The 24,021-nt window shown below is 70.9% G+C and carries 17 protein-coding genes; 9 read left to right on the top strand and 8 right to left on the bottom strand.

All coding sequences use genetic code 11. From position 1 onward, the window contains the following. Window positions 1-21: 21 nt before the first annotated feature. Genes EDF47_RS08845 through ileS form a run of 3 tightly spaced genes read right to left on the bottom strand, consistent with a single transcriptional unit; the run spans window position 22 to window position 5,152 of the window. Window positions 22-438 (bottom strand): DUF4233 domain-containing protein, encoded by a 417-nt coding sequence (locus EDF47_RS08845; RefSeq protein ID WP_133936713.1) that lies wholly within the window; start codon window positions 436-438, stop codon window positions 22-24. Next, window positions 435-1,901, bottom strand: coding sequence for a folylpolyglutamate synthase/dihydrofolate synthase family protein (locus tag EDF47_RS08840; protein ID WP_208320937.1), 1,467 nt, complete (start codon window positions 1,899-1,901; stop codon window positions 435-437). Before EDF47_RS08840 ends, EDF47_RS08845 begins: the two co-directional genes overlap by 4 nt. Continuing rightward, window positions 1,898-5,152, bottom strand: a complete 3,255-nt coding sequence (gene ileS, locus EDF47_RS08835; protein ID WP_133936715.1) for an isoleucine--tRNA ligase — start codon at window positions 5,150-5,152, stop codon at window positions 1,898-1,900. Before ileS ends, EDF47_RS08840 begins: the two co-directional genes overlap by 4 nt. Window positions 5,153-5,396: 244 nt before the next feature. Between ileS and EDF47_RS08830 the strand changes: the two genes are divergently transcribed. Then, complete coding sequence (locus EDF47_RS08830; protein ID WP_123938848.1) at window positions 5,397-6,431, top strand: cation diffusion facilitator family transporter; 1,035 nt, start codon at window positions 5,397-5,399, stop codon at window positions 6,429-6,431. Between the two features lie 23 nt (window positions 6,432-6,454). Here EDF47_RS08830 and EDF47_RS19795 read toward each other — a convergent pair whose 3' ends face one another. After that, window positions 6,455-7,054 carry a TetR/AcrR family transcriptional regulator gene (locus EDF47_RS19795; RefSeq protein WP_123938849.1) on the bottom strand — a complete coding sequence of 200 codons (600 nt, stop codon included), beginning with the start codon at window positions 7,052-7,054 and terminating at the stop codon, window positions 6,455-6,457. Between the two features lie 32 nt (window positions 7,055-7,086). On the opposite strand from EDF47_RS19795, the gene EDF47_RS08820 reads away from it, so the two are divergent. The 4 genes from EDF47_RS08820 to EDF47_RS08805 are packed head-to-tail and all read left to right on the top strand — an operon-like array spanning window position 7,087 to window position 12,243. Further along, the gene (locus EDF47_RS08820) at window positions 7,087-8,706 is read left to right on the top strand and encodes an ABC transporter substrate-binding protein (protein WP_133936717.1); all 1,620 of its coding nucleotides are present in this window, start codon (window positions 7,087-7,089) and stop codon (window positions 8,704-8,706) included. A 5-nt stretch (window positions 8,707-8,711) separates the two neighbouring features. Next, entirely contained in the window at window positions 8,712-9,713 is a 1,002-nt protein-coding gene (locus tag EDF47_RS08815) for an ABC transporter permease (protein WP_133936719.1), read from the top strand. Then, window positions 9,710-10,606, top strand: a complete 897-nt coding sequence (locus EDF47_RS08810) for an ABC transporter permease (protein ID WP_243834031.1) — start codon at window positions 9,710-9,712, stop codon at window positions 10,604-10,606. The genes EDF47_RS08815 and EDF47_RS08810 overlap by 4 nt, the downstream gene beginning before the upstream one ends. Then, window positions 10,603-12,243 (top strand): ABC transporter ATP-binding protein, encoded by a 1,641-nt coding sequence (locus EDF47_RS08805; RefSeq protein ID WP_133936721.1) that lies wholly within the window; start codon window positions 10,603-10,605, stop codon window positions 12,241-12,243. Before EDF47_RS08810 ends, EDF47_RS08805 begins: the two co-directional genes overlap by 4 nt. Window positions 12,244-12,335: 92 nt before the next feature. Here the strand turns inward: EDF47_RS08805 and proP are convergent, their stop codons facing one another. After that, entirely contained in the window at window positions 12,336-13,922 is a 1,587-nt protein-coding gene (gene proP, locus EDF47_RS08800; protein ID WP_243834030.1) for a glycine betaine/L-proline transporter ProP, read from the bottom strand. 153 nt (window positions 13,923-14,075) lie between these two features. Next, window positions 14,076-15,320 carry a glycosyl hydrolase gene (locus EDF47_RS08795; RefSeq protein ID WP_133936723.1) on the bottom strand — a complete coding sequence of 415 codons (1,245 nt, stop codon included), beginning with the start codon at window positions 15,318-15,320 and terminating at the stop codon, window positions 14,076-14,078. Window positions 15,321-15,533: 213 nt separating this feature from the next. On the opposite strand from EDF47_RS08795, the gene valS reads away from it, so the two are divergent. After that, on the top strand, window positions 15,534-18,128 hold the full coding sequence (gene valS, locus EDF47_RS08790) for a valine--tRNA ligase (protein WP_166673210.1): 2,595 nt from the start codon (window positions 15,534-15,536) through the stop codon (window positions 18,126-18,128). A 65-nt stretch (window positions 18,129-18,193) separates the two neighbouring features. Next, on the top strand, window positions 18,194-18,445 hold the full coding sequence (locus tag EDF47_RS08785) for a hypothetical protein (protein ID WP_123293970.1): 252 nt from the start codon (window positions 18,194-18,196) through the stop codon (window positions 18,443-18,445). Window positions 18,446-18,526: 81 nt separating this feature from the next. On the opposite strand, the gene EDF47_RS08780 is transcribed toward EDF47_RS08785, so the two are convergent. Beyond that, window positions 18,527-19,363 (bottom strand): alpha/beta hydrolase, encoded by an 837-nt coding sequence (locus tag EDF47_RS08780; protein ID WP_133936725.1) that lies wholly within the window; start codon window positions 19,361-19,363, stop codon window positions 18,527-18,529. A 122-nt stretch (window positions 19,364-19,485) separates the two neighbouring features. Here EDF47_RS08780 and EDF47_RS08775 point away from each other — a divergent pair, with 122 nt between their 5' ends. Further along, window positions 19,486-20,085, top strand: coding sequence for a TetR family transcriptional regulator (locus tag EDF47_RS08775; protein ID WP_133936727.1), 600 nt, complete (start codon window positions 19,486-19,488; stop codon window positions 20,083-20,085). Between the two features lie 215 nt (window positions 20,086-20,300). After that, window positions 20,301-22,325 (top strand): M3 family metallopeptidase, encoded by a 2,025-nt coding sequence (locus EDF47_RS08770; RefSeq protein WP_133936729.1) that lies wholly within the window; start codon window positions 20,301-20,303, stop codon window positions 22,323-22,325. Between the two features lie 204 nt (window positions 22,326-22,529). Here the strand turns inward: EDF47_RS08770 and clpX are convergent, their stop codons facing one another. Beyond that, on the bottom strand, window positions 22,530-23,810 hold the full coding sequence (clpX, locus tag EDF47_RS08765) for an ATP-dependent Clp protease ATP-binding subunit ClpX (protein ID WP_111084519.1): 1,281 nt from the start codon (window positions 23,808-23,810) through the stop codon (window positions 22,530-22,532). Window positions 23,811-24,021: the final 211 nt, after the last annotated feature.

Below are 24,021 nucleotides of genomic sequence, written 5' to 3'. Positions count from 1 at the left end.
TTCGCGGGATCGGAGGGGTGGTCAGTCCTCGCCCATGGCGGCCCGGCGCGCGGCGTTCTGACGGTCGAGTTGACCGCCCTTGACGAAGCAGAAGACCCACAGCGCCAGGAACACCACGGCGACCGCGAACATGAACGGTTCGATGAACCCGGTGGCGAGGATGGCCGCCTGCAGCAGCCACCCGAACCCTACACCGGCGGGGTTGCCGGTCAGACGTGAGGCCAGCGCCAGCACGACCATCGCACCGATGCCGCCGCCGAACGCCAGGGCCGGCGGCAGGGTCCCCTTGCCGAACACGACGAGCATCGGGAAGAAGAACATGATCGCCTCGAGCACGAGCGCGATCGACAGCAGGCTCTCCTGCGCCCCGCGGTCGCGTCGCGGCTTCCGGGTGCGCGGTGCGCGCGTCGGACGGGAGGCCCTGGGTGCGTTCGTCACTTCGTCTCGCCTTCCCGGTGGACCAGGTCCATGACCGCACCCACCATCACGATGGAGCCCGCGACGAGCACGAGGGCGTCCTCGGCGTCCGCCTCGTCCGCCAGGTCGCGTGCCTGCTGCAGCGCGGCGGCGAGTGACGGCTCGACCACGACGCGATCCGCGCCGACCTCGTCCACGACGACCTTGGCGAAGGCGTCCGCGTCGAGGGCACGCTCCCCCGGGGGCTGCGTGACGACGAAGGTCTCGACGGTGCCCTTCAGCGCGCGGACGAACCCTCGGGCGTCCTTGTCGCCGAGGATCCCGACGACGCCGACGACGTGCTCGGACGGGAACGCCACGGGCAGGGCCTCGGCCAGGGCCTTGGCACCGTGCGGGTTGTGCGCCGCGTCGACCACGACGGTCGGGTCGGTGGCGATCGGCTGGAGGCGACCGGGGCTGGTGGCACCGGCGAGGCCCTCGGACAGGACGTCCTCGTCGAGCGCCTGGGTGCCCCGACCGAGGAACGACTCGACCGCGGCGATCGCCACGGCCGCGTTGTGCGCCTGGTGCCGACCGAACAACGGCAGGAACAGGTCGTCGTAGCGGCCGGCGATCCCCTGCACGGTGATGAGCTGTCCGCCCACCGCGGGCGTGACGTCCAGGACACTGAACCCGGTGCCCTCGACCGCGAGGGTCGACTCGGTGAGCTCCGCGGCACGCTCGAGTTCGACGAGTGCCTCGGGGACCTGCTCGCTCGACACCACGGCGGACGACGGCTTGATGATCCCGGACTTGGTCCGCGCGATCTCCGCCACGGTGCTGCCGAGCTGCTTCGCGTGGTCGATGGCGATCGGCGTGAACACCGCGACCTGGCTCTGCACGACGTTGGTGGAGTCCCACTCGCCGCCCATGCCGACCTCGATCACGGCGACGTCGACCGGCGCCTCGGCGAAGCACGCCAGGGCCAGGACGGTCAGTGCCTCGAAGAAGGTGAGCGGGAGCTCGCCCCTGGCGGTGAGCTCCTGGTCGGTCAGTTCGAGGACCGGGGCGATGTCGTCCCAGTTCTCGACGAGCCGGCTCGGCTCGATCGGCTGCCCGTCGATGACGATGCGCTCCCGGATCGACACCAGGTGCGGGCTCGTCATCAGGCCGGTGCGCAGACCGTGGGCGCGGACGATGCTCTCGGTCGTGCGCGCGGTGGACGTCTTGCCGTTCGTGCCGGTGATGTGGATCACCGGGTACGCCAGGTGCGGGTCGCCGAGCAGCTCGACGGCGCGACGGGTCGCGGTCAGGCGGTGCTCGGGCGACTGTTCACCGATCCGGGCGTACAGGGCGGCCTCGACGCGCTTGACCTCGTCGTCGTCACCGCCGTACGGCACGGCCTCGACCGGAGCGTCTCCGGACGGGCCCACCGGGATCCGGATGCCGTCCTCGTCGTGCTGGTCGTGCTGGTCGTGCTCGTCGTACTGGTCGTCGTCGCTCATGCGCGTGACACCTCCACGGTCACCTTCGCGCCGTCACCGACATCGGTGGTGGCGCCTGCCCCGAGGGGCACGATCTCGACGCTCGTCGCCAGGGTCTCCCCCGCGATGAGCTGCTGGTGGGTGCGCACCGACGCGTCGGCGGCCTCGTCGACCCCGAGGGTCAGGACGATGCGGTCGCTGACGTCCAGGTCGGCGTCGCGCCGGGCCTGCTGGACGGCACGGACGACGTCGCGGGCGAGCCCCTCGGCCTCGAGCTCGGGCGTGGTCACGGTGTCGAGCACCACGAAACCGCCCTCGTCGAGGAACGCCACGGCGACCGACGGGTCGGCGACGGTGAGGTCGAGCGTGTACTCGCCCTCGACCAGGTCGACACCGCCGACTGTCACGCCGGACTCGGTCGCGGTCCAGTCGCCCTTCTTCGCGGCCGGGATCACCTGCTGTACGGCCTTGCCGATGCGCGGGCCGGCGACGCGGGCGTTGACGGTGAGCTTCCGCTCGATGCCGTACTGCGCCAGTGACTCCTCGGCCTGGGCCTCGAGCACGACCCGCTTGACGTTCAGCTCGTCGCGCAGGATGTCGGCGAACGGTTCGACCGCCGCCGGGTCCGGCACCACGAGGGTGAGCGTGGCGAGCGGCAGCCGGACGCGCTTGCCGGTCGCCTTGCGGAGCGCGAGGCCCTTCGAGGCGACGTCGCGCACGCGGTCCATCGCCGCGACGAGGGCGTCGTCGGCGGGGAACTCGGCCGCGTCGGGGAAGTCCGTCAGGTGCACGCTCCGACCACCGGTCAGGCCCTTCCAGATCTCCTCGGTGACGAGCGGGGCGAGCGGGGCCGCGACGCGGGTCAGGGTCTCGAGCACCGTGTACAGGGTGTCGAAGGCCGCACGAGCGTCGTCCCCTGCCGCACCGTCGGCCCCGGTCCAGAACTTGTCGCGCGACCGGCGGACGTACCAGTTCGTCAGCACGTCGGCGAAGTCGCGGACGGCCTGGGCCGCGAGCGGGGTGTCGAGCGCGTCGAGGTGCTGCTGCACGTCGGACACGAGCACCCGGGTCTTCGCGAGCAGGTACCGGTCGAGGACGTCGGTGCTGTCCGTTCGACGGGTGGCCTGGTACCCCGACTCCCCCGAGGCGTTCGCGTACAGGGTGAAGAAGTAGTAGGTCGACCACAGCGGGAGCATGAACTCGCGGACGCCCTGGCGGATGCCCTCCTCGGTGACGACGAGGTTGCCACCGCGGATCACCGACGACGACATCAGGAACCAGCGCATGGCGTCGGCGCCGTCGCGGTCGAAGACCTCGGAGACGTCCGGGTAGTTCCGGAGCGACTTCGACATCTTCTGGCCGTCCGAGCCGAGGACGATGCCGTGGCTGATGACGTTCTTGAAGGCCGGTCGGTCGAACAGCGCGGTGGACAGCACGTGCATGACGTAGAACCAGCCGCGGGTCTGCCCGATGTACTCGACGATGAAGTCGGCCGGGTTGTGCGACTCGAACCACTCCCGGTTCTCGAACGGGTAGTGCACCTGGGCGTACGGCATCGACCCGGAGTCGAACCAGACGTCGAACACGTCGGTGATCCGGCGCATCGTCGAGTTCCCCGTGGGGTCGTCGGGGTTCGGGCGGGTCAGGTCGTCGATGAACGGGCGGTGCAGGTCGACCTCGCCGTCGGCGTTCAGCGGCAGGCGGCCGAAGTCGCGCTCGATGTCCTCGAGCGAGCCGTACACGTCGGTGCGCGGGTACTCGGGGTCGTCGGACTGCCACACCGGGATCGGCGTGCCGAAGTAGCGGTTGCGCGACACCGACCAGTCGATGGCGTTGCCGACCCACTTGCCGAACTGGCCGTCCTTGACGTTCTCCGGCACCCAGTTGATGTCCTGGTTGAGCTCGCCCATGCGGTCGCGGAAGTCGGTGACCCGCACGAACCACGACGACACGGCCTTGTAGATGAGGGGCTTCCGGCACCGCCAGCAGTGCGGGTAGCTGTGCTCGTAGGACGCCTGGCGGAACAGACGACCGGCGTCGCGGACGGACTTGGTCAGCGGCTTGTTCGCGTCGGACCAGAGCATGCCGGCGACCTCGCCGAACTGCGAGGTGAAGACACCGCCCTCGTCGAGGGAGAGCACCACGGGGATGCCGGCGGCAGCACAGACCACCTGGTCGTCGGCACCGTAGGCCGGGGCCTGGTGCACGATGCCGGTGCCCTCGCCGGTCTCGACGTAGTCGGCGACCAGGATGCGCCAGGCGTGCTCCATGCCCTCGGCATCGGCGAGGAAGTCGAACAGGCGCTCGTACTCGACGCCGTCGAGCTCCGCACCCGCCAGGGTGCGGACGACCGCGGCAGCGGCGTCCTCGGCCGTCTCGTAGCCGAGGTCCTTCGCGTAGGCGGCCACGGTGTCCGAAGCCAGCAGGTAGTGGACGGAACCGGCGTCGGCGCCGTCAGCCGCGCCTCCCGGCCCCGCAGGGAGCACCACGTACGAGACCGCAGGCCCGACGGCCAACGCGGCGTTCGTGGGCAGGGTCCAGGGGGTCGTCGTCCAGGCGAGCGCACGCACGCCGGCCAGCCCGAGCGACTCGGCGCGCGCACCCTGCAGCGGGAACGACACCGTGACGGACTGGTCCTGGCGCATCTTGTAGACGTCGTCGTCCATGCGCAGCTCGTGGTTCGACAGCGGCGTCTGGTCGTTCCAGCAGTACGGCAGGACCCGGAAGCCCTCGTACGCCAGGCCCTTGTCCCAGAGCTGCTTCCACGCCCACAGCACGCTCTCCATGAACGTCGTGTCGAGCGTCTTGTAGTCGTCCTCGAAGTCGACCCAGCGCGCCTGGCGGGTGACGTACTGCTGCCACTCGTCGGTGTACTGCAGCACGGACTTCTTGGCGGCGGCGTTGAACACGTCGACGCCCATCTCGTCGATCTCGTGCTTCTCGGTGATGCCGAGCTGGCGCATCGCCTCGAGCTCGGCGGGCAGCCCGTGGGTGTCCCAGCCGAAGCGGCGGTGCACCTGCTTGCCGCGCATGGTCTGGTAGCGCGGGAAGACGTCCTTGGCGTACCCGGTCAGCAGGTGACCGTAGTGCGGCAGGCCGTTCGCGAACGGCGGGCCGTCGTAGAAGGTCCACTCGTCGCAGCCCTGGCGCTGGTCGATGGACGCCTGGAACGTGTCGTCGCCCTTCCAGAAGGCGAGGATCCCCCGCTCGACGGCGGGGAAGGACGGCGAGGGGACGACGCCATCGGCATCGGCGTTCAACGGGTACGGCACCGGGACTCCTTGTGGGTTCGCTCGATCTCCACGAGGACGGAGCAGGCTCCGCGGTACCACCTCGCTTGCCACGCCGTGCTGTCCGCACGTCACGACCGCTCGTGTTCGGGTTCGGTGCGGCCCGGTCCGCCCGGTTCTACTGACGAGCCGCTCGCGCGGACCGCGTTCTTCCGGGAGCTCCCCGGTGATGGCCGGATCGACGCTCGTGTGACACGAGTTTAGCGGACGGGAGCATGCTGGAGGGATGCCCGACGACTCTGCCTCCGGCGAACGCCCGGAGTCCTCCCTCACCGTCATCATCGCCTTCGGCGCGAACCTGCTCGTCGCGATCGCGAAGACCATCGCGTCGCTCATCTCGGGTTCGGCCTCGATGGTGGCCGAGGCGGCGCACTCGTGGGCGGACACCGGCAACGAGATCTTCCTGCTCGTCGCCGAACGACGGGGCGCGCGGAAGCGCGACACCGCACACCCGCTCGGGTACGGACGCGAGACCTACATCTGGTCGATGTTCGCCGCGTTCGGGCTGTTCACCGCCGGCGCCATCGTGTCGATCTACCACGGCATCTCCGAGCTCGGCGAGACGGGTCCGGCCGAGGACGTCCTGCTCAACTACATCGTGCTCGCGCTGTCGTTCTGCCTCGAGGGCACGAGCTTCCTGCAGGCCTACCGCCAGGCGCACGGAGCGGCGACGAAGCGCAAGGTGCCGGTGCTGCGCCACGTGCTGCAGTCCTCGAACCCGACGCTGCGGGCCGTGTTCGCCGAGGACGCCGCTGCGCTCATCGGCCTCGTCGTCGCGTTCCTCGGGGTGTTCCTGCACCAGATCACCGGCCTGGCGATCTTCGACGCGATCGGCTCCATCGCGATCGGCCTGCTGCTCGGGGTCGTGGCGATCATCCTCATCGACCGCAACCGCCGCTTCCTGCTCGGCGAGAGCACGTCGCCCGAGCTCGAGAACGCCGTGCTCGTCGAGCTGCTCGGCCGCTCGCAGATCGAACGTGTCACCTACCTGCACCTGGAGTTCGTCGGTCCGTCGCGGGTGTACCTCGTCGCCGCCGTCGACCTGACGGGCAACGAGAACGAGGAGCACGTCGCGGTGCGGTTGCGCGACGTCGAGAAGTCGCTCGAGGACAGCCCGTACATCGAGGAAGCCGTGCTGACGCTGAGCTACCCGGGCGACGCCTCGCTGCGGCCGACGAGCGACGAGGTGCCCGAGGTGGTGCGCGACGGGACGGCCTCGGACGTGGCCGCCGGCGGCGCCGGGACGCTGCGCACCGACTGACGCGCGGGCGGCCGTCACCGGCGTCAGCGGGCGTCGAGGCCGGCGACCACCGGGGTCAGCGCCGCCGCGACGTACTCGACGAGCGGCCGGCGGGCCACCCCGTCGGCGACCCACACCCCGAACGCCGCAGCAGCCGCCCCGAGCACCGCGCCCGACACGGTCTGCGGCCAGAGCGACCCCGGCTGCTCCCCCGTGCGCCCGGCCACGAAGGCGGCGACGGCCCCGTGCTGCGCCATCACCCGGACGGCGACCCCGGCGACGAGCTCGGAGCCGATGCCCATCACCTCGGCCTGCGCGACCGCCCACGGCACCCGCTCGGGGTCGTGGGCCCGGGCCGCGGCGAGCAGGGCCTGCTCCACCGCGCGCACCGCACTGGGTTCGGTCGAGGCCGCCAGGTACCCGGGCAGCCCCGCGACCGCGGCGTCGAGCTCGAGCCACATCACGTCCGACTTCGCCGTGAAGTAGTTGAAGAACGTCGCGCGACTGACCCCCGCACGCACGGCGATCTGGTCGACCGTGGTGCGTGCGTACCCCTGCTCGAGGAACAGCTCGGCAGCGGCGTCCGCGAGGACCTCGGCGCTCGAGCGTCGGGGCCGGCCACCGCGGCGGATCGGTTCGTCCATGGGCCCCAGTAAACCGCTAGACTCGTCCAGCCATGATCTTGGACTCAGTACAGAAAACCGTCGCCGCCGTCGCGAGCGCCACCGCCGTCGTCCTCGTCCTCGCGGGGTGCAGCGGCGCCGGGACGAGCACCACGAGCAGCAAGCCGGTGAGCGGCGGGACCCTGACGTACGCCTCCGGCGACGCCGAGCCCACCTGCCTCGACCCGCACGTCGGCGGCAACTACCCGCAGGCGCTCCTGGCGACGCAGTACATCGAGGAGCTCGTCGGGCTCAAGGACGGCGAGCCGACGCCCGAGCTCGCGACGAAGTGGACCACGAGCGACGACGGCAAGACCCTCACCTTCACGCTGCGCGACGACGTCACCTTCACCGACGGCACCCCGTTCGACGCCGCCGCCGTCGTGGCGAACATCGAGCACGTGCAGGACCCGGCCACCGCGTCGAGCACCGGGTACCTCGCGCTGCAGTCCATCACGAAGGCGACGGCCACCGACGACCACACCGTGACGCTCTCGCTGAGCCGTCCGGACAGCGCGCTGCTCGAGTCCTTCTCGCAGCCGTGGGTCGGCATGGAGTCCCCGAAGGCACTCGAGCGCAAGCAGGCGACGAACTGCGAGTCGCCCGTCGGCACCGGCCCGTTCGAGGTCACCGGGTGGAAGCACGGCGACCGCGTCACCCTGACGAAGAACACCGACCACTGGGGGAAGACGATGCCGCGCCTGTCCGGCATCACGTGGCGGTTCCTGCCCGACTCGACGTCGCGCTACGCGGCGCTGCAGTCCGGCCAGGTCGACGTCATCGACAACGCGCAGCCCGACCAGCTCAAGGCAGCGTCGGCGAAGGGCGCCATCCGCGACCTCGACGCCCCGCGCCCCGGTGCCTCGAACCGCCTCGAGCTGAACTCCGGCCACGGCGTGTTCCGTGACGAGGCCGTGCGGCAGGCGTTCATCGCGGGTGCCGAGATCGACCCCGGCCTGCAGTCGCTGTTCCTCGGCACCGCGAAGCGCTCGTACTCCGTGCTCTCGAGTGCCGAACCGCTGGCGTACTCGGAGAAGAGCCGGTTCGACTACTCCCCGACGAAGGCGAAGCAGCTGCTCGACGACGCCGGCTGGAAGGTCGGGTCGGACGGCATCCGCGTCAAGGACGGCCAGCAGCTCACCGTGACGTTCCCGGTGTCGACGAACCAGTCGGTGCCGGCCGAGCGCAGCCTGTTCCAGCAGATCCAGGCGTCCGAGAAGGCCGTCGGGTTCAAGGTCGTGCTCGACGAACTCGACCTGTCCAGCTGGTACGCGGCCCTCGCGGCGAACGAGTACGACGTGGTCAGCGCCCCGTACACGAAGGTCGGCCCCGACGTCCTGCGCATCCTGTACGACAGCGCGAGCATCGAGCCGGCGCCGTCCGGGTACTTCGCGAACCTCGCGCAGCTCGACGACCCCGCACTCGACACCCTGCTCGAGCAGGCGGCCCGCACCTCGGACGCCGACGAGCGCGCCGACCTGTACGAGCAGGCGCAGAAGACGATCCTGGCGAGCGACACCGTGCTGCCCCTCTACGACCAGCAGAACCACTTCCTGGTGCGCTCGGCCGTGCACGGCATCCAGACGACCTCGGTGTCCACGCCCTGGTTCGGCACGGCCTGGATCGACCGCTGACGCGGATGCCCTGGGTGTGGTGGGCCGTCCGACGGCTCGCGGGCGGGATCGGCGTCCTCTTCGCCGTCGCGACGATCGTGTTCGTCGCGATCCGGCTCATCCCCGGCGACCCCGCACTCGCGATCCTCGGTGGTCCGGGCTCGCAGGCCTCCGCCGACGCCGTCGCCCAGGTCCGGCACGAGTACGGCCTCGACCAGCCGGTGCTCGTGCAGTACGCGGTGTTCCTCGGACGCCTCGCCACCCTGCAGCTCGGTGACTCGTACGCCTTCCGCACCCCGGTCGCGACGCTGCTCGGCCAGCAGCTGCCCGTCACGCTCACCCTGGCGGTGGCCGGCCTCGTCGTCGCCTGGGTCCTGGCGATCGTCGCGGCCTGGTGGTCGACGCAGCGCGGTCGGTTCGCAGCCGGGCTGACGAGCGCGCTGAGCGTCACCGCGAGCGTGATGCCGCACTTCTGGCTCGGCAGCGTGCTCATCGTGGTGTTCGCGAGCGCCCTCGGTTGGGTGCCCGCGGTCAGCGACGGAACCGTGCGCGGCTGGGTGCTCCCGGTGCTGACGGTGGCCGTCCCGGTCGCCGGGTACCTGGCCGAGACCGTGCGCGACGGGGTCGTCGACGCGCAACGGTCCGCCTTCGCCCTCGCCGCACGGGGCCGTGGAGAGACCCGCCTCGGGCTCTTCGCCCGGCACCTGCTCCGCCACGCGGCGTTGCCCGGGATCGCCCTGTCCGCCTGGGCCTTCGGGTCCCTCGTGTCCGGCGCCGTCGTCGTCGAGTCCGTGTTCGCGCTGCCCGGCATCGGTCGCGCCCTGGTGACCGCGGTGACGCAGCGGGACATGCCGCTCGTCGCCGGTATTGCGCTGGTGTCCGCCGCCGCCTACGTCGTGGTGCTCGCGGTCGCGGACCTCGTCGAGCGCGTCGTCGACCCGCGCACCGGAACCCCACGCACAGGACGCGCGCGTGCTCTACGCGCCGCCCGACGCCGTGGACCCGGCCCCGAGGCGGCGGCGCGGTGAGCGGCATCGCCGAGCCGAGCCTCCTGGCCGGTGAACCGGTCGACGGACGACCGGCAGCAGCACGTCGCCGGCGACGGGGCCTCGGCGTCCCCGGCGCCGTCGCGGGTGCCGTGGTCCTGCTCGCCGTCGTGGCGGCCGCGTGGCCGGCGCTGCTCGGCGGCGCGGACCCGCTCGCCGTGCACCCGTCGGAGGCGCTGCTCGCACCGAGCGGCGCCCACCCGTTCGGCACCGACGAATCCGGACGCGACGTCCTGTCGCGGGTCGTCGCCGGCACGCGGGCCTCGCTCGTGGTCGGTGTCGCCGCGACCCTGATCGGCGGCGGGACCGGCGTCGTGCTCGGGGTCGTCGCCGGACTGGGCGCCGGCGCCGGGCGCATCGGCCGACTGCTCGACGCCGTGATCGGACGCGTCACCGAGGTCGCGTTCGCCCTGCCGCTGCTGCTCGTCGCCCTGGTGGTCATCGCCGTCACCGGCCCGGGCCCGGTGCCCGCCATTCTCGCCGTCGGCTTCGCCACCGCCCCCGGCTACGCCCGCATCGTCCGTGGCCTGGTCCGCGCGGCCCGGTCGTCGCAGGTCGTCGAGACCGCCGTGCTGCTCGGCCGCTCCCCCGTCCGCGTCGTGGTCCGGCACGTCCTGCCCACCGCACTCTGGCCCGTCGTCGCGGTCGCCACGCTCGGTGTCGGCCAGGCGATCGTCTGGGCCTCGGCGCTGAGCTACCTCGGCGTCGGCACACCACCCCCGGCTCCGGAGTGGGGCGCGATGCTCGCCGACGGCCGGACCTACCTGCAGACCGCACCGTGGATGAGCACCTTCCCCGGGCTCGCCATCGTGGTGCTCGCGACCGCCGTCACCGTGCTCGGTCGCGCGATCCGCCGAACAGGAGTCGTCCGATGACCACCGTCCTCGAGGTCCAGGCGCTGCACGTCGCCATCGCGGGCACACCGATCGTGCACGACGTCGCGCTGCGGGTCGACGCCGGTGAGTGCGTCGCCCTGGTCGGCGCCTCCGGCTCCGGCAAGACCGTCACCGCCCGCGCCGCACTCGGTCTGTCCGCACCCGGCTCCGCCGTCCGCGCCGACGCCTTCACCGTCGCCGGCCTCGACGTCCGCGCGTTCTCCGATCGTCGGTGGCGCCAGGTGCGCGGGTCGCGGGTCGGCTACGTCGGCCAGGAGGCCCTGGGCGCGTTGGACCCGCTGCGTCCCGTCGGACGAGAGGTCGCCGACAGCCTCCGCCTGCACACCGAGATGGGTGCGGCCGAGCGCGTGGACGCCGTGCGCGATGCCCTGCGAGCGGTGGGCCTCGACCCGGACATCGCGACCGACGGCCGACTCGCCGGCACGCTGTCGGGCGGGATGCGGCAGCGGGCCCTCATCGCCGCGGCCACCATCGGGGCGCCAGCGCTCGTGGTCGCCGACGAGCCCACGACCGCACTGGACGCCGGGGTCGCGGTCACCGTGATGGAGCAGTTGCGGGCGGCGCAGCGGCGCGGGGCGGGGCTGCTCGTCATCACGCACGACCTCGGGCTCGTCGCGGGGTGGGCCGACCGGGTGGCCGTCATGCACGAGGGCCGGATCGTCGAGCAGGGCCCGGTCGCCTCGGTGTTGCAGGATCCGCAGCACGCCGCGACGCAGGCCCTGGTGCGCGCGGCCACTGGCGCTCGGTGCGAGGTTGATCACTCCGTGCGAGCTTCCGACGACGCACGGAGTGATCAACCTCGCACGGGGCACGGCGGGAGGGCTGGCGGAAGGGCTGGCGTCCTCGTCGCCGCGGGGCTCGCGCGCGACTACGAGGGCGTCCGCGCCGTCGACGACGTGTCGTTCGGGCTCGGCCGCGGGCGGGTGCTCGGGGTGATCGGCGCCTCGGGGTCGGGCAAGACCACCCTGGCGCGGATGCTCCTCGGGCTCGAGACGCCCGACGCCGGCACGGTCTCGCTCGACGGAGCCCCCTGGGTACCGCTCCCCGAACACGACCGACGACCCCGCCGCCACCGGGTCGCGGCCGTCGTGCAGGACCCCGGCGCCACGTTCGACGAGCGGTGGTCGGTCGAGCGGGTCCTCGCCGACGCGTTCTCGCGGGGCGACGACCGCCGCGCCCGTGGTTCCCTCGCCGCCCGGGTGGACGCGGCCCTGCGGCAGGTCGACCTGGACCCGGCGCTCCGGACGCGGTCGCCGCTGACCCTGTCCGGTGGGCAACGGCAGCGACTCGCGATCGCCCGGGCGTTGGCCACCGACCCCGAGGTGATCATCCTCGACGAGCCGGTCACCGCCCTCGACGCCACCGTGCAGGACGCCGTGCTGACCCTGCTCGAGCGGCTCCGCGACGACACCGGCGTGGCGATGGTGTTCGTGTCGCACGACCTGCGGGCCGTGCGCCGGATGGCCGACGACGTGCTCGTCGTGCACCGGGGCGCGGTCGTCGAGCACGGCCCCGCCGCGACGGTGTTCGCGCGCCCCGCGCACCCCGTGACCGCGCACCTGCTGCAGGCCGCCGAGCGGCTGGCGGCGGGCCCCGCAGCCGACTTCACGGACTGAGCGACAGTTCGCGCGGTGCCGCGTCCGCGAACTGTCGCTGCGCGCGTGACGTCCCCCACGGCTCTGAACGCGACTGGAGGGTGTGACCGGGGTCAGGAGTCCGCGGACTCCTTCTTCGCCGCGTCGCCCGAGATGATCGGGATCTCACTGGTCGCGAACTCCTTCGCCCAGTCCGACTGCGCGAACTCCGACGTCGGGTCGTTGTAGTCGTCGATCACGCCGGCGACCTCGTCCTCGGAACCGACCGTCGGGCCGGACCCCATGAGCGGAGTGGACGCGGTCTCCTTGGTGAAGTACACCGCGACGAGCCCGATGACCGCTGCGAGCATCAGGTAGAACGCGGGGATGTCCTCGGCCCAGCCGTAGCCGGCGTCCTTCGCGGCGTTGATGAGCGCCGACGTCGCGAGCGGGGTCGTGCCACCGAACAGCGACACCGAGACGTTGAACGCGATCGCCAGGGCGCCGTAGCGGATGATCGTCGGGAACAGCGCGGGCAGCGTCGACGGCATGGTCGAGGTGAACGTGACGAGCACGACACCGAGGATGAGCAGGCCGGAGAACACCCCGACGCCCGTGCCGGTCTGGACGAGCTTGAGGGCCGGCCAGGACAGCAGGATGAAGCCGATGCAGCCGGCGGCGAGCACCGGGCGACGACCGAACTTGTCGGACAGCCGGCCACCGAACGTGATGACGACCATCATGAGCAGCATCACGACGACGATCAGGATGAGGCCGAACGTGGCGTTCTGGCCGAGGTTCTGCTCGAGGTAGGTCGGCATGTACGACAGCAGCATGTAGTCGGTCACGTTGAAGACCAGGACCAGGCCGATGCAGATGATGAGGGCGCGCCAGTTCTCGGCGAAGAGCTTGAGGAACGGGGTCTTCTGCCCCTCGCGCTCGGCGGCCTGCTCCTGCTGCTTCTGGAAGGCCGGGGTCTCCTCGAGCTTGAGGCGCAGGTACAGCCCGATCAGGCCGAGCGGGCCCGCGATGATGAACGGGATGCGCCAGCCCCAGCTGAGCAGGGCGTCCTCGGACAGGCCGAACTGCAGGCCGGTGACGATCGACGCGCCGAGCACGTAGCCGGCCAGGGTGCCGAACTCGAGCCACGAGCCCATGAACCCACGGCGCTTGTCGGGCGAGTACTCGGCGATGAAGGTCGCGGCGCCGCCGTACTCACCGCCGGTCGAGAAGCCCTGCACGAAGCGGGCCACGAGCAGCAGGACCGGGGCCCAGAAGCCGATCGAGTCGTACGACGGGATCAGGCCGATCATCAGCGTGCCGGCGGCCATCAGGATCATCGTCAGCGCGAGGACCTTCTGCCGGCCGATCCGGTCGCCGATCGGACCGAAGACGGCGCCACCGATCGGTCGGACGATGAACGCCGCGGCGAAGAACCCGAAGGTCGCGACGATGTTCGCGGCCGGGTCGCCCTGCGGCAGGAAGACCTGCGAGATCGTGACGGTCAGGTACGCGAAGATGCCGAAGTCGAACCACTCCATCGCGTTGCCGAGAGCGGCGGCCGCCACGGCGCGCTTGAGCAGCGACTCCTCGACGACGGTGACGTCGTCCTTCGTCAGCTTGCGCCGAGCGCGCTTCGCAGCGCCCTTCGAGCGCAGCGGTCGGTCGCCGTGCGGCAACGGCCGATCGCCGTGCGGGTGGGGTGCGTCGTTCGGTGCCAAGTCGTTCCTCCGGTGTGCGGTGCGTCCTTCGGGCGTCCGGCGGACGGCAACGGTGCAGTACCTGCGAACCCGCGCTCGCCGGACAAACTCCGACAGACTACCAGGTCTCCGGCGTGTCCGACAGGTCGGTGTGGTAATTACCGCTCCGACGCGTCACCGATCGGAGCGGAGGAACACCGGGGCCGCCCGGACCCGCACCGACGCCGCACCGCGGACCACGGTCAGCCGGCTCGTCGCCCCGGTCGCCGAGACCAGCGAGGAGCCGCCCGGCACGCCGACCGACGTCGTGCGGACTCCCGACGTCGACCAGACGACGCGGACCACGTCCCCGCCCGAGCCGTACCTGACGATCCAGACCCCGCCCGTGCCGGCCCGTTCGACCGCCACGAACCGGCGATCACCGACGGTGCGCACGAGGACCGCGTAGGCCGCGGCAGCCCGCCGCGCCGTGTACCCACCACTGGCGGAGCCGTACAGGCCGTACCCGGTCGGTGTCGACCCCGCGTCGTTCAGGGTGAACGGCACGACGAGCGTGACACCGAGGTGCGCGGCGAGCGCTCCCCAGCGCACCAGCCAGGCGGACTGCACTGCGGGGGTGACGGTACCCGCCTGCCCCGGCGGACCGGCCTGCCAGCCGCCTTCGGTCCACCAGACCGGGACGGAGCGGTGTTGCGCCGTGAGGGCCGTCCGGAGCTCCCGCATCGCGGGCCCCAGAGTCGTCTCCGGCGGTCGTGTCCCGGTGTACGCGTGGACCGACACCGCGTCGACCGTCGCCGGACCACCTGCGGCGAGCCACTGCCGGAGCCACGGGTGCAGGCCGTCCGCCCCGAGCAGGCTCATGGCGGGACCCGCCACCACGGAGCCCGGCGCCGCGGCGTGGACGGCCGCGGACGCCGCCCGGGTCAGTGCGACGTAGCGTGCAGCGCTGCTGGCCTCCGGCGCGACGGTGTTCGGCCACTCGTTCCAGATCTCGTACCCCGCCACGTCCGGGCCGAACGTCGCGGCGACGAACCCCGCGTACCGCGCGAACGCGGCGATGCCGGCGGCTGTGGTCGGACCACCACCGCCGTCGTGGTGGGGATTGCCGTAGTCGAGGACGATGAGCGGTCGGATCCCCGCCGCGCGGAGACGGTCGACGGACTTCCGGTACGACGCGGGCATGACGAGTTCGTCCCGGGCCTTCTCGACGCCCGTCCACCACAGGTCGACCCGAGCGGTCCCCACGCCGAGCCCCGCCGCGAGGGCCACCTTCGCGCCGTCCGCCGTGGTGTCGATGCCGGAACCGATCCCGAACCGAGCCGAACCGGTCGCGGCCGCGGCCGGCACCGGCGGGGACATCGGCAGGAGCAGCGCGGCCACACCGACGAAGGCGGTCGCGACTTTCTCGAAGGTATTCACGGATTGCACCCTACGAGCATTTCCGATCAATGCAAACAATTGCATTCGTGCGGCATTTGCGTATTTCCGCCGAAAGAATTCCCCATCCAGCATTCCCGCGGTCGACTCCGGGTCTCCGGCACCGGGTAACCTTGGGACACCACGCACCAGGCGTGGACACTCAGGCACCTCATCACGGACTCGGTGCCGCACACACGCACGGAAGGCGCAGCCATGACCAAGCCCATGCCCGAGAAGCCCAGCGTCGACGGACTCGAGCACGTCTGGGGGCCGGTCTGGGAGCAGGACGGCACCTACCGCTTCGACCGTGACGCCGCTGGCCACCGCGACGCCGTCTACTCGATCGACACCCCGCCGCCGACCGCCTCCGGGTCGCTGCACATCGGGCACGTCTTCTCGTACACGCACACCGACCTCAAGGCGCGGTTCGAGCGCATGCGGGGCAAGCACGTCTTCTACCCGATGGGCTGGGACGACAACGGCCTGCCGACCGAGCGCCGCGTGCAGAACTACTACGGCGTCCGCTGCGACCCGACGCTCCCCTACGACCCCGACTTCACGCCGCCGTTCGAGGGCGGCGACGGCAAGTCGTCGAAGGCCGCCGACCAGCTGCCGATCTCGCGCCGCAACTTCATCGCGCTGTGCGACCAGCTCACGGTGCAGGACGAGCAGCAGTTCGAGGAGCTCTTCCGCACCCTCGGCCTGTCGGTGGACTGGACGCAGTCGTACCGCACCATCGACGACACCTCGCGGGCGAGCGCGCAGCGTGCCTTCCTCCGCAACCTCGCGCGCGGCGAGGCCTACCAGGCCGACGCCCCGACCCTGTGGGACGTCACGTTCCGCACCGCGGTCGCGCAGGCCGAGCTCGAGGACAAGGAGATGCCCGGCGCGTACCACGGCATCGCGTTCCACCGTGCGGACGGCGGCGACGACGTCGTGATCCAGACGACCCGTCCCGAGCTGCTGCCGGCGTGCGTCGCCCTCGTCGCACACCCCGACGACGAGCGGTTCCAGGACCTGTTCGGCACCACGGTCCGCTCGCCCCTGTTCGACGTCGAGGTCCCGGTGCTCGCGCACCACCTGGCGCAGAAGGACAAGGGCGCCGGCATCGCGATGGTCTGCACCTTCGGCGACACCACCGACGTGGTCTGGTGGCGCGAGCTGCAGCTGCCGAACCGCGCGATCCTCGGCTTCGACGGCCGTGTCCGTTCCGACGAGCCCGCGTGGATCGAGTCGGCGACCGGCAAGGCGCTCTACGCCGAGATGGCCGGCAAGACCGTGTTCTCGGCGAAGAAGGTCGTCGTGGACGCCCTGACCGAGTCCGGCGAGCTCGTCGGCGATGTCAAGACGATCAACCACCCGGTGAAGTTCTTCGAGAAGGGCGACAAGCCCCTCGAGATCGTCTCGACCCGCCAGTGGTACATCGTCAACGGCGCCCGCGACGAAGCCCTGAAGACGACGCTCCGCGCCCGCGGCGAGGAGATCGCGTTCCACCCGGACTTCATGCGCGTCCGCTACGACAACTGGGTCGGTGGCCTGTCCGGCGACTGGCTCATCTCGCGCCAGCGCTTCTTCGGCGTGCCGATCCCGGTCTGGTACCCGCTCGACGCCGATGGCAACCCGGTGTTCGACCAGCCGATCGTCCCGACCGAGGCGCAGCTGCCCGTCGACCCGTCGTCGGACCCGGCACCCGGCTACTCCGAGGACCAGCGCGGCGTCGCCGGCGGGTTCCAGGGCGAGCTCGACGTCATGGACACCTGGGCCACCTCGTCGCTCACCCCGCAGCTCGCGGGCAAGTGGGAGACCGACCCGGCGCTGTACGACCTGGTGTACCCGTACGACGTCCGCCCGCAGGCACAGGACATCATCCGCACGTGGCTCTTCACGACGGTGCTCCGCAGCCAGCTCGAAGCGGACACCGTGCCGTGGAAGCACGCGAGCATCTCCGGCTTCATCGTCGACCCCGACCGCAAGAAGATGTCGAAGTCGAAGGGCAACGTCGTCACGCCGCTGTCGATCCTCGAGCAGCACGGCGCCGACGCGGTCCGCTACTGGGCGGCCTCGTCCAAGCTCGGCACCGATGCGGCCTTCGACCCGCAGAACCCGAAGCAGATCAAGGTCGGCCGTCGTCTGGCGATCAAGGTCCTGAACGCCGCGAAGTTCGTCTACGGCTTCCCGCTGCCCGAGGGCGCCACGAGCGTGACCGAGGCACTCGACGTCGACATGCTCGCCGAGCTCGGTGCGGTCGTCGAGCAGGCCACCGCCGCGTTCGACGGCTTCGACCACGCCCGCGCGCTCGAGATCACGGAGCGGTTCTTCTGGACCTTCTGCGACGACTACCTCGAGCTCGTGAAGGAACGTGCCTACGGCACGGCGGCCGACGCGACGCACGAGACCCAGGCGAGCGCGGTCCTGGCGCTGCGCGGCGCGATCGACGTGCTGCTCCGACTGCTGGCACCGTTCCTCCCGTACGCGACGGAAGAGGTGTGGGCCTGGACCCACGAGACCAGCGTGCACCGGGCCTCCTGGCCGACCGCTGCTGACCTGCCCACCGACGCGGCCCCCACCGGGCTGCTCGCGGCCGTCGGACAGGCGCTCATCGGGATCCGCGGCGCGAAGACGTCGGCGAAGGCGTCCCAGAAGACGCCCGTCACGCGTGCCGTCGTCGCCGCGCCGGCCGAGACGCGGGCGCTCATCGAGCGCGCGGCGGTCGACCTGGCGGCCGTCGGCCGCATCGAGAACCTGTCGTTCGTCGACGGCGACGAGCTCGCCGTCACCGAGATCGAGCTGGCGGAACAGCAGGCGTAACGTCGGTCGTCCGGGCCGGGTCGCGTCGGCGACCCGGCCCGTCCACCACCGGACAGGAGGCACGGATGCAGTTGGGCACACGATGGAGCGTGGGTGGGGAGCCGCCTGCGCGACTGCCCGAGGCGATGGTCGTCGCCGTGCGCGGGGTCGAGGACGAACTGGCGGCCGAGTCGGTCGACACGGGGACCTGGGGCTGGACCCTGACGTTCCTCGAGGGCAAGCCGATCGTCGAGCTCGACGACGGCACCTCGATCCACCTCGACGATGCAGGGCACGCCCAGGTCACGAACCCCGACGACGCCGCGGAAGAGGACTGACGCAGGGCGCGTTCGCTCGGTGAGCAGAAATGGTCGGGTCCCCGGTGGGAACCCGACCATTTCTGCTCACGATGCGAGCGGCTACTCGGCGAGCCAGGTGAGCAGGACCTCGTTCACCTCGGCGGTGTGCGTGGTGAGCAGGCCGTGCGGGGCGCCCTCGATCTCGACGTACTTCGCGGCCGGCAGCGCCTTGGTGAAGCGTCGACCGGTGGCGTCGATCGGCAAGATGTTGTCCGCCGTGCCGTGCACGATGAGCGCCGGGACGGTCACCTTCGGGATGTCCTGACGGAAGTCGGTCGGCCAGGTCAGCGGTGCTGCGGCGGACGCGATCGCACCCGAGCCGGCGGCGACGTTCCAGGCGTTGCGGACGGCCTCTTCCGAGATGCGCGAGCCGAGGTTCTCCGACAGGTTGAAGAAGTCCTGGTAGAAGTTCGTGAAGTACGCGTACCGGTCCTTCTTGACGTCGGCGGCGATCCCCTCGAAGAACGACATCGGGCCGGCGCCGTCGGGGTTGTCGTCGGTGATGGCCAGGAAGGGCTCGAGCGAGGCGAGGAACGCGACCTTCGCGATGCGGTCCTGTCCGTGGCGGCCGATGTAGCGGGCGATCTCGCCGGTGCCCATCGAGAAGCCGACCAGGATCACGTCGCGCAGGTCGAGGGTCTCGAGAACGGTGTGCAGGTCGTCGGCGAAGGTGTCGTAGTCGTAGCCGGTGCTCGGCTGCGAGGACTGCCCGAAGCCGCGGCGGTCGTACGTGATCACGCGGTAGCCGGCCTCGAGCAGGGCCGGGGTCTGGCCCTCCCACGAGTTGCCGTCGAGGGGGAAGCCGTGGATCAGCACGATCGGCTGACCGGTTCCCTTGTCCTCGTAGTGGAGTTCGATGTCGACGCTGTTCTCGGTTCCGACGGTGATGGCACCCATGATCGTTTCCTTCCCTGAGCCTCGCGGAGAACGTCCGTTCTCCGTCGATGTGCCTTACACTAGAGAACGATCGTTCCCGGCGCAACTCGGGAACGGTGAACACGCAGCGAACGGGGTACGTCATGGCAACCAGCACCATCAGCACGGTCGACGCCGACGTCCGCGCACACATCGTGGACGTCGCCGACCAGCTGTTCTACGCGCGCGGCATCCAGTCCGTCGGCATGGACGAGATCCGCACGGGCGCAGGCGTCTCGCTGAAGAAGCTCTACGCGGCCTTCCCGGGCAAGGAGCAGCTCATCGCGGCCGTCCTGTCCGGGCGCCACGACATCTGGGAGCGCGGCGTGCACGGTGCGGTCGAGGCGGCCACGACCCCGCGCGACAAGCTGCTCGCCGTGTACGACTTCCTCGAGTCGTGGTTCGGCGACGACACGTTCCGCGGCTGCGGGTTCATCAACGCCTTCGGCGAGCTCGGCGCGACCTCGCCCGCGGTCGCCGAGATCGCCCGCGCCCACAAGGACTCGTTCCAGCGATTCGTGCAGGAGCTCACCGCCGAGGTCGTCACCGATCCGGACCGTGCCGAGGAACTCGCCGCACAGCTCGCCCTGCTCGCCGAGGGCGCGCAGACCACTGCTGCCATCGCCGGCACCACGGAGCCCGCGGCGCATGCCCGCCGTGCCGCGTCGACGCTGATCGACGCCGCGACGGGGCCGTCCCGCTGACCTGGTCGTTCCGGGCGTACCTGGTCGTTCCGGGCGTACCTGGTCGTTCCGGGCGTACCTGGTCGGTTCTTTCGACCAGGTACGCCCGATTCCGCTTTCCAAGCCGGTCGCGATGGGAAGGAACGCACCCACAAGGCGGACGGGAGGCGCGGGGCGGGGCCGCCACGGGCCTCCCGTCCGCCCCGTCGCGGCGCGACGTCCGTAGGGTGGTTGCCATGGCAACCCCGTTCGACGTCCCGAGCACCCTCCCCTACGCCCTGCCGCCCTTCGGCGACGTGCGACTCGAGCACTACCGACCGGCCTTCGAGGCCGGCATGGCCGAGCAGCGCGCCGAGGTCGAGGCCATCGCCACCGATCCGCACGCACCGACGGTCGAGAACACCCTCATCGCCCTCGAGCGCTCCGGGCAGCTGCTGACCCGTGTCAGCCACGTGTTCTTCACGCTGTCGTCGGCGGACTCGACGCCGGAGCTGCACGACCTCGAGGCCGAGGTCTCGCCGTTGCTCGCCGCCCACCGCGACGCGATCACGCTGGACTCCCGGCTCTACGCCCGCGTGCAGTCCGTGCTCGACGGCGCCGCAGCCGCCGGGCTGGAGGGCGAAGCGCTCCGCCTGGTCGAGCGCACCCACGCCGAGATGACCCTGGCGGGCGCCGGGCTCGACGACGCCGGCAAGGAGCGCCTGACCGCGATCAACCAGGAGCTGTCCACGCTCACCACCACCTTCGAGCGCAACCTGCTCGAGGACACCAACGACTCCGCCGTGCACGTCACCGACGAAGCCGAGCTCGAGGGGCTCGACGGGGGTGCGAAGTCCGCCGCTGCCGGGTCCGCTGCGGACCGCGGCCTCGAGGGCTGGCTCATCACCCTGCCGCTCTACACCGGCCACCCGTGGCTGCCGTCGCTCGCGAACCGCGACCTGCGCGAGCGCATCATGCACGCCTCGCTCGCTCGCGGCCGCCGCGGCAACCAGTACGACAACCGCGAGGTCCTGCTGCGCATCGTGCGGCTCCGTGCCGAGCGCGCCGAACTGCTCGGGTTCCCGAACCACGCCGCCGTCGTCACCGCCGACGAGACGGCGAAGACCCCCGAAGCTGTCGACGGCCTGCTGTCGTCGCTCGTCGGCGCTGCGGCACGGAACGCCGACGACGAGCGGGCCGTCCGGTCCCGCACGGTCGGGTTCGACATCGAGTCGTGGGACTGGGCGTACGCCACCGAGATCCTGCGCGGCGAGCAGTTCGCCGCGGACAGCTCCGCGCTCCGACCGTACTTCGAGGCCGACCGGGTTCTGCGCGACGGTGTCTTCCACGCCGCGGGTGCCCTCTACGGCCTGACCTTCACCGAGCGCCCGGACCTGCACGGCTACAACGACGAGGTCCGTGTCTTCGAGGTCACCGGCGAGGACGACGAACCGGTCGGGCTCTACCTGCTCGACCTGTACACGCGCGACGGCAAGCGCGGCGGCGCGTGGATGAACCCCGTGGTCGAGCAGTCCGAGCTGCTCGGCACGCTGCCCGTCGTGGTGAACAACCTCAACGTCGCGAAGCCGGCGCCCGGGTCGCCGACGCTGCTCATCCAGGACGAGGTCGAGACGCTCTTCCACGAGTTCGGCCACGCGCTGCACGGCCTGATCGCCCGCACCACCTACCCCCGGTTCTCGGGCACCAACGTCGAGCGCGACTTCGTCGAGTTCCCGAGCCAGGTGAACGAGATGTGGGTGTCGTGGCCGTCGGTCCTGGCGAACTACGCCAAGCACCACGAGACCGGTGCCCCACTGCCGCCCGAGCTCGTCCTGGGCCTGAGCGAGTCTGAGGGCTTCAACGAGGGCTTCGGCACGACCGAGTACCTGGCCGCGGCGCTCCTCGACCAGGCGTGGCACCGGCTGTCCTCCGCTGACGCCGCTGCGGTCACGTCCGTCGAGGACTTCGAGCGGAACGCCCTCGCCGCCGCCGGGATCGCCGCCGAGGCCGTGCCGCCGCGCTACTCGTCGACGTACTTCGCGCACACGTTCTCGGGCGGGTACGACGCCGGGTACTACGGCTACATCTGGTCCGAGGTGCTCGACGCCGACACGGTCGAGTGGTTCCGTGACAACGGCGGGCTGGACCGCGCGGCCGGCCGTCGGTTCGCATCACGGCTGCTGGGTGTCGGCGGCGCGAAGGACCCGCTCGAGGCGTACCGCGACTTCCGCGGGCGCGACGCCGAGGTCGGGCCGCTGCTGCGTCGCCGCGGCCTCGAGTAGGGCGCTGCGGGACCGGGCGCTTCCGGGCGTACCGCGTCGAATCGGGCGTACCTGATCGGAACTTCCGACCAGGTACGCCCGATCTCACTTTCCATCGCAGCCGTCATGGGAAGAACCAGGCGTCGACCCGCGGGCCGTGCCGACCGCCCCACCACGACGAAGCCCCGCACCGATCCGGTGCGGGGCTTCGGAGCGAGCGGAGCGCTACGCCGACTTCTCGACGCGCTTCGCCCGAGGCCGGGGTACGATGGTCGGCGCCGCGTTCTCGAGCACGGACTCGCGGGTGATCACCACGCGCGCCACGTCGTCGTCGGACGGGACGTCGAACATCACCGGGCCGAGCACCTCTTCGAGGATGGCGCGCAGGCCACGGGCACCGGTCTGGCGGAGCACGGCCAGGTCGGCGATCGCCTCGAGCGCACCCTGGTCGAACTCGAGCTCGACGCCGTCGATCTGGAACATCCGCTGGTACTGCTTGATCAGGGCGTTCTTCGGCTCGGTCAGGATCTGCATGAGCGCTGCCTGGTCGAGCTGCGACACCGTGGTGACGACGGGCAGACGACCGATGAACTCGGGGATCAGGCCGAACTTGTGCAGGTCTTCCGGCAGGACCTCGGAGTACAGGTCCTGGTGGTCGGTCGCACTGTGCAGCGGTGCCCCGAAGCCGATCCCCCGCTTGCCGACGCGCGAGGACACGATGTCCTCGAGCCCGGCGAACGCACCGGCCACGATGAACAGGACGTTCGTCGTGTCGATCTGGATGAACTCCTGGTGCGGGTGCTTGCGACCACCCTGCGGCGGGACCGACGCGACGGTGCCCTCGAGGATCTTGAGCAGCGCCTGCTGCACGCCTTCGCCGGAGACGTCGCGCGTGATCGACGGGTTCTCGGCCTTACGGGCGATCTTGTCGACCTCGTCGATGTAGATGATGCCGGTCTCGGCGCGCTTGACGTCGTAGTCGGCGGCCTGGATCAGCTTGAGCAGGATGTTCTCGACGTCTTCACCGACGTAGCCGGCCTCGGTCAGGGCGGTGGCGTCGGCGACGGCGAACGGCACGTTGAGGCGCTTCGCCAGGGTCTGCGCCAGGTAGGTCTTGCCACAGCCGGTCGGGCCGATGAGCAGGATGTTCGACTTCGCGATCTCGATGTCGTCGCGGTCTTCGGCAGCGGTGATCTGCCCCTGCGCACGGATGCGCTTGTAGTGGTTGTAGACGGCCACTGCGAGGGCGCGCTTCGCCGGGTCCTGCCCGATGACGTACTCCTGCAGGAAGTCGAAGATCTCGCGCGGCTTCGGCAGTTCGAAGTCACCGCTCGAGGTGTCCTCGCCGGCTTCCGCCAGACGCTCCTCGATGATCTCGTTGCACAGCTCGACGCACTCGTCGCAGATGTAGACACCCGGACCGGCGATCAACTGCTGGACCTGCTTCTGACTCTTGCCGCAGAAGGAGCACTTGAGGAGGTCCCCGCTCTCTCCGATGCGTGCCATTGCCGTGCCTCCCTGGTTGGACGTGCCGGCCCGCGCACTCGCACCGGCCGCTGGTGCACCGCTGCTGGTGGGCACCTCGTCGTGGACACGAGCCTAACCGCAACCGGTGACACCGACCGTGCGGCGCCGCGGGATTTCGCGCGCGCGTTCGCCCAGGGCGTTCGGGCCTGCTACCGTGATCCAGTCTTCTCTACAAGTTGTAGAAACACCG

The sequence above is a fragment of the Curtobacterium sp. PhB190 genome, assembly GCF_004365385.1.
In the GTDB taxonomy this organism is placed as follows: Bacteria; Actinomycetota; Actinomycetes; order Actinomycetales; family Microbacteriaceae; genus Curtobacterium.
The sequence above is the reverse complement of the archived record's forward strand: the minus strand, read 5'-3'. Positions and strand labels throughout refer to the sequence as shown.

Bases quoted from the DNA above. Each gene is read 5' to 3' on its own strand.
- EDF47_RS08840 (WP_208320937.1), bottom strand. From the start codon at position 1,901: ATGAGCGACGACGACCAGTACGACGAGCACGACCAGCACGACCAGCAC.
- EDF47_RS08830 (WP_123938848.1), top strand. From the start codon at position 5,397: ATGCCCGACGACTCTGCCTCCGGCGAACGCCCGGAGTCCTCCCTCACC.
- EDF47_RS19795 (WP_123938849.1), bottom strand. From the start codon at position 7,054: ATGGACGAACCGATCCGCCGCGGTGGCCGGCCCCGACGCTCGAGCGCC.
- EDF47_RS08820 (WP_133936717.1), top strand. From the start codon at position 7,087: ATGATCTTGGACTCAGTACAGAAAACCGTCGCCGCCGTCGCGAGCGCC.
- EDF47_RS08815 (WP_133936719.1), top strand. From the start codon at position 8,712: ATGCCCTGGGTGTGGTGGGCCGTCCGACGGCTCGCGGGCGGGATCGGC.
- EDF47_RS08805 (WP_133936721.1), top strand. From the start codon at position 10,603: ATGACCACCGTCCTCGAGGTCCAGGCGCTGCACGTCGCCATCGCGGGC.
- valS (WP_166673210.1), top strand. From the start codon at position 15,534: ATGACCAAGCCCATGCCCGAGAAGCCCAGCGTCGACGGACTCGAGCAC.
- EDF47_RS08785 (WP_123293970.1), top strand. From the start codon at position 18,194: ATGCAGTTGGGCACACGATGGAGCGTGGGTGGGGAGCCGCCTGCGCGA.
- EDF47_RS08780 (WP_133936725.1), bottom strand. From the start codon at position 19,363: ATGGGTGCCATCACCGTCGGAACCGAGAACAGCGTCGACATCGAACTC.
- EDF47_RS08775 (WP_133936727.1), top strand. From the start codon at position 19,486: ATGGCAACCAGCACCATCAGCACGGTCGACGCCGACGTCCGCGCACAC.
- EDF47_RS08770 (WP_133936729.1), top strand. From the start codon at position 20,301: ATGGCAACCCCGTTCGACGTCCCGAGCACCCTCCCCTACGCCCTGCCG.
- clpX (WP_111084519.1), bottom strand. From the start codon at position 23,810: ATGGCACGCATCGGAGAGAGCGGGGACCTCCTCAAGTGCTCCTTCTGC.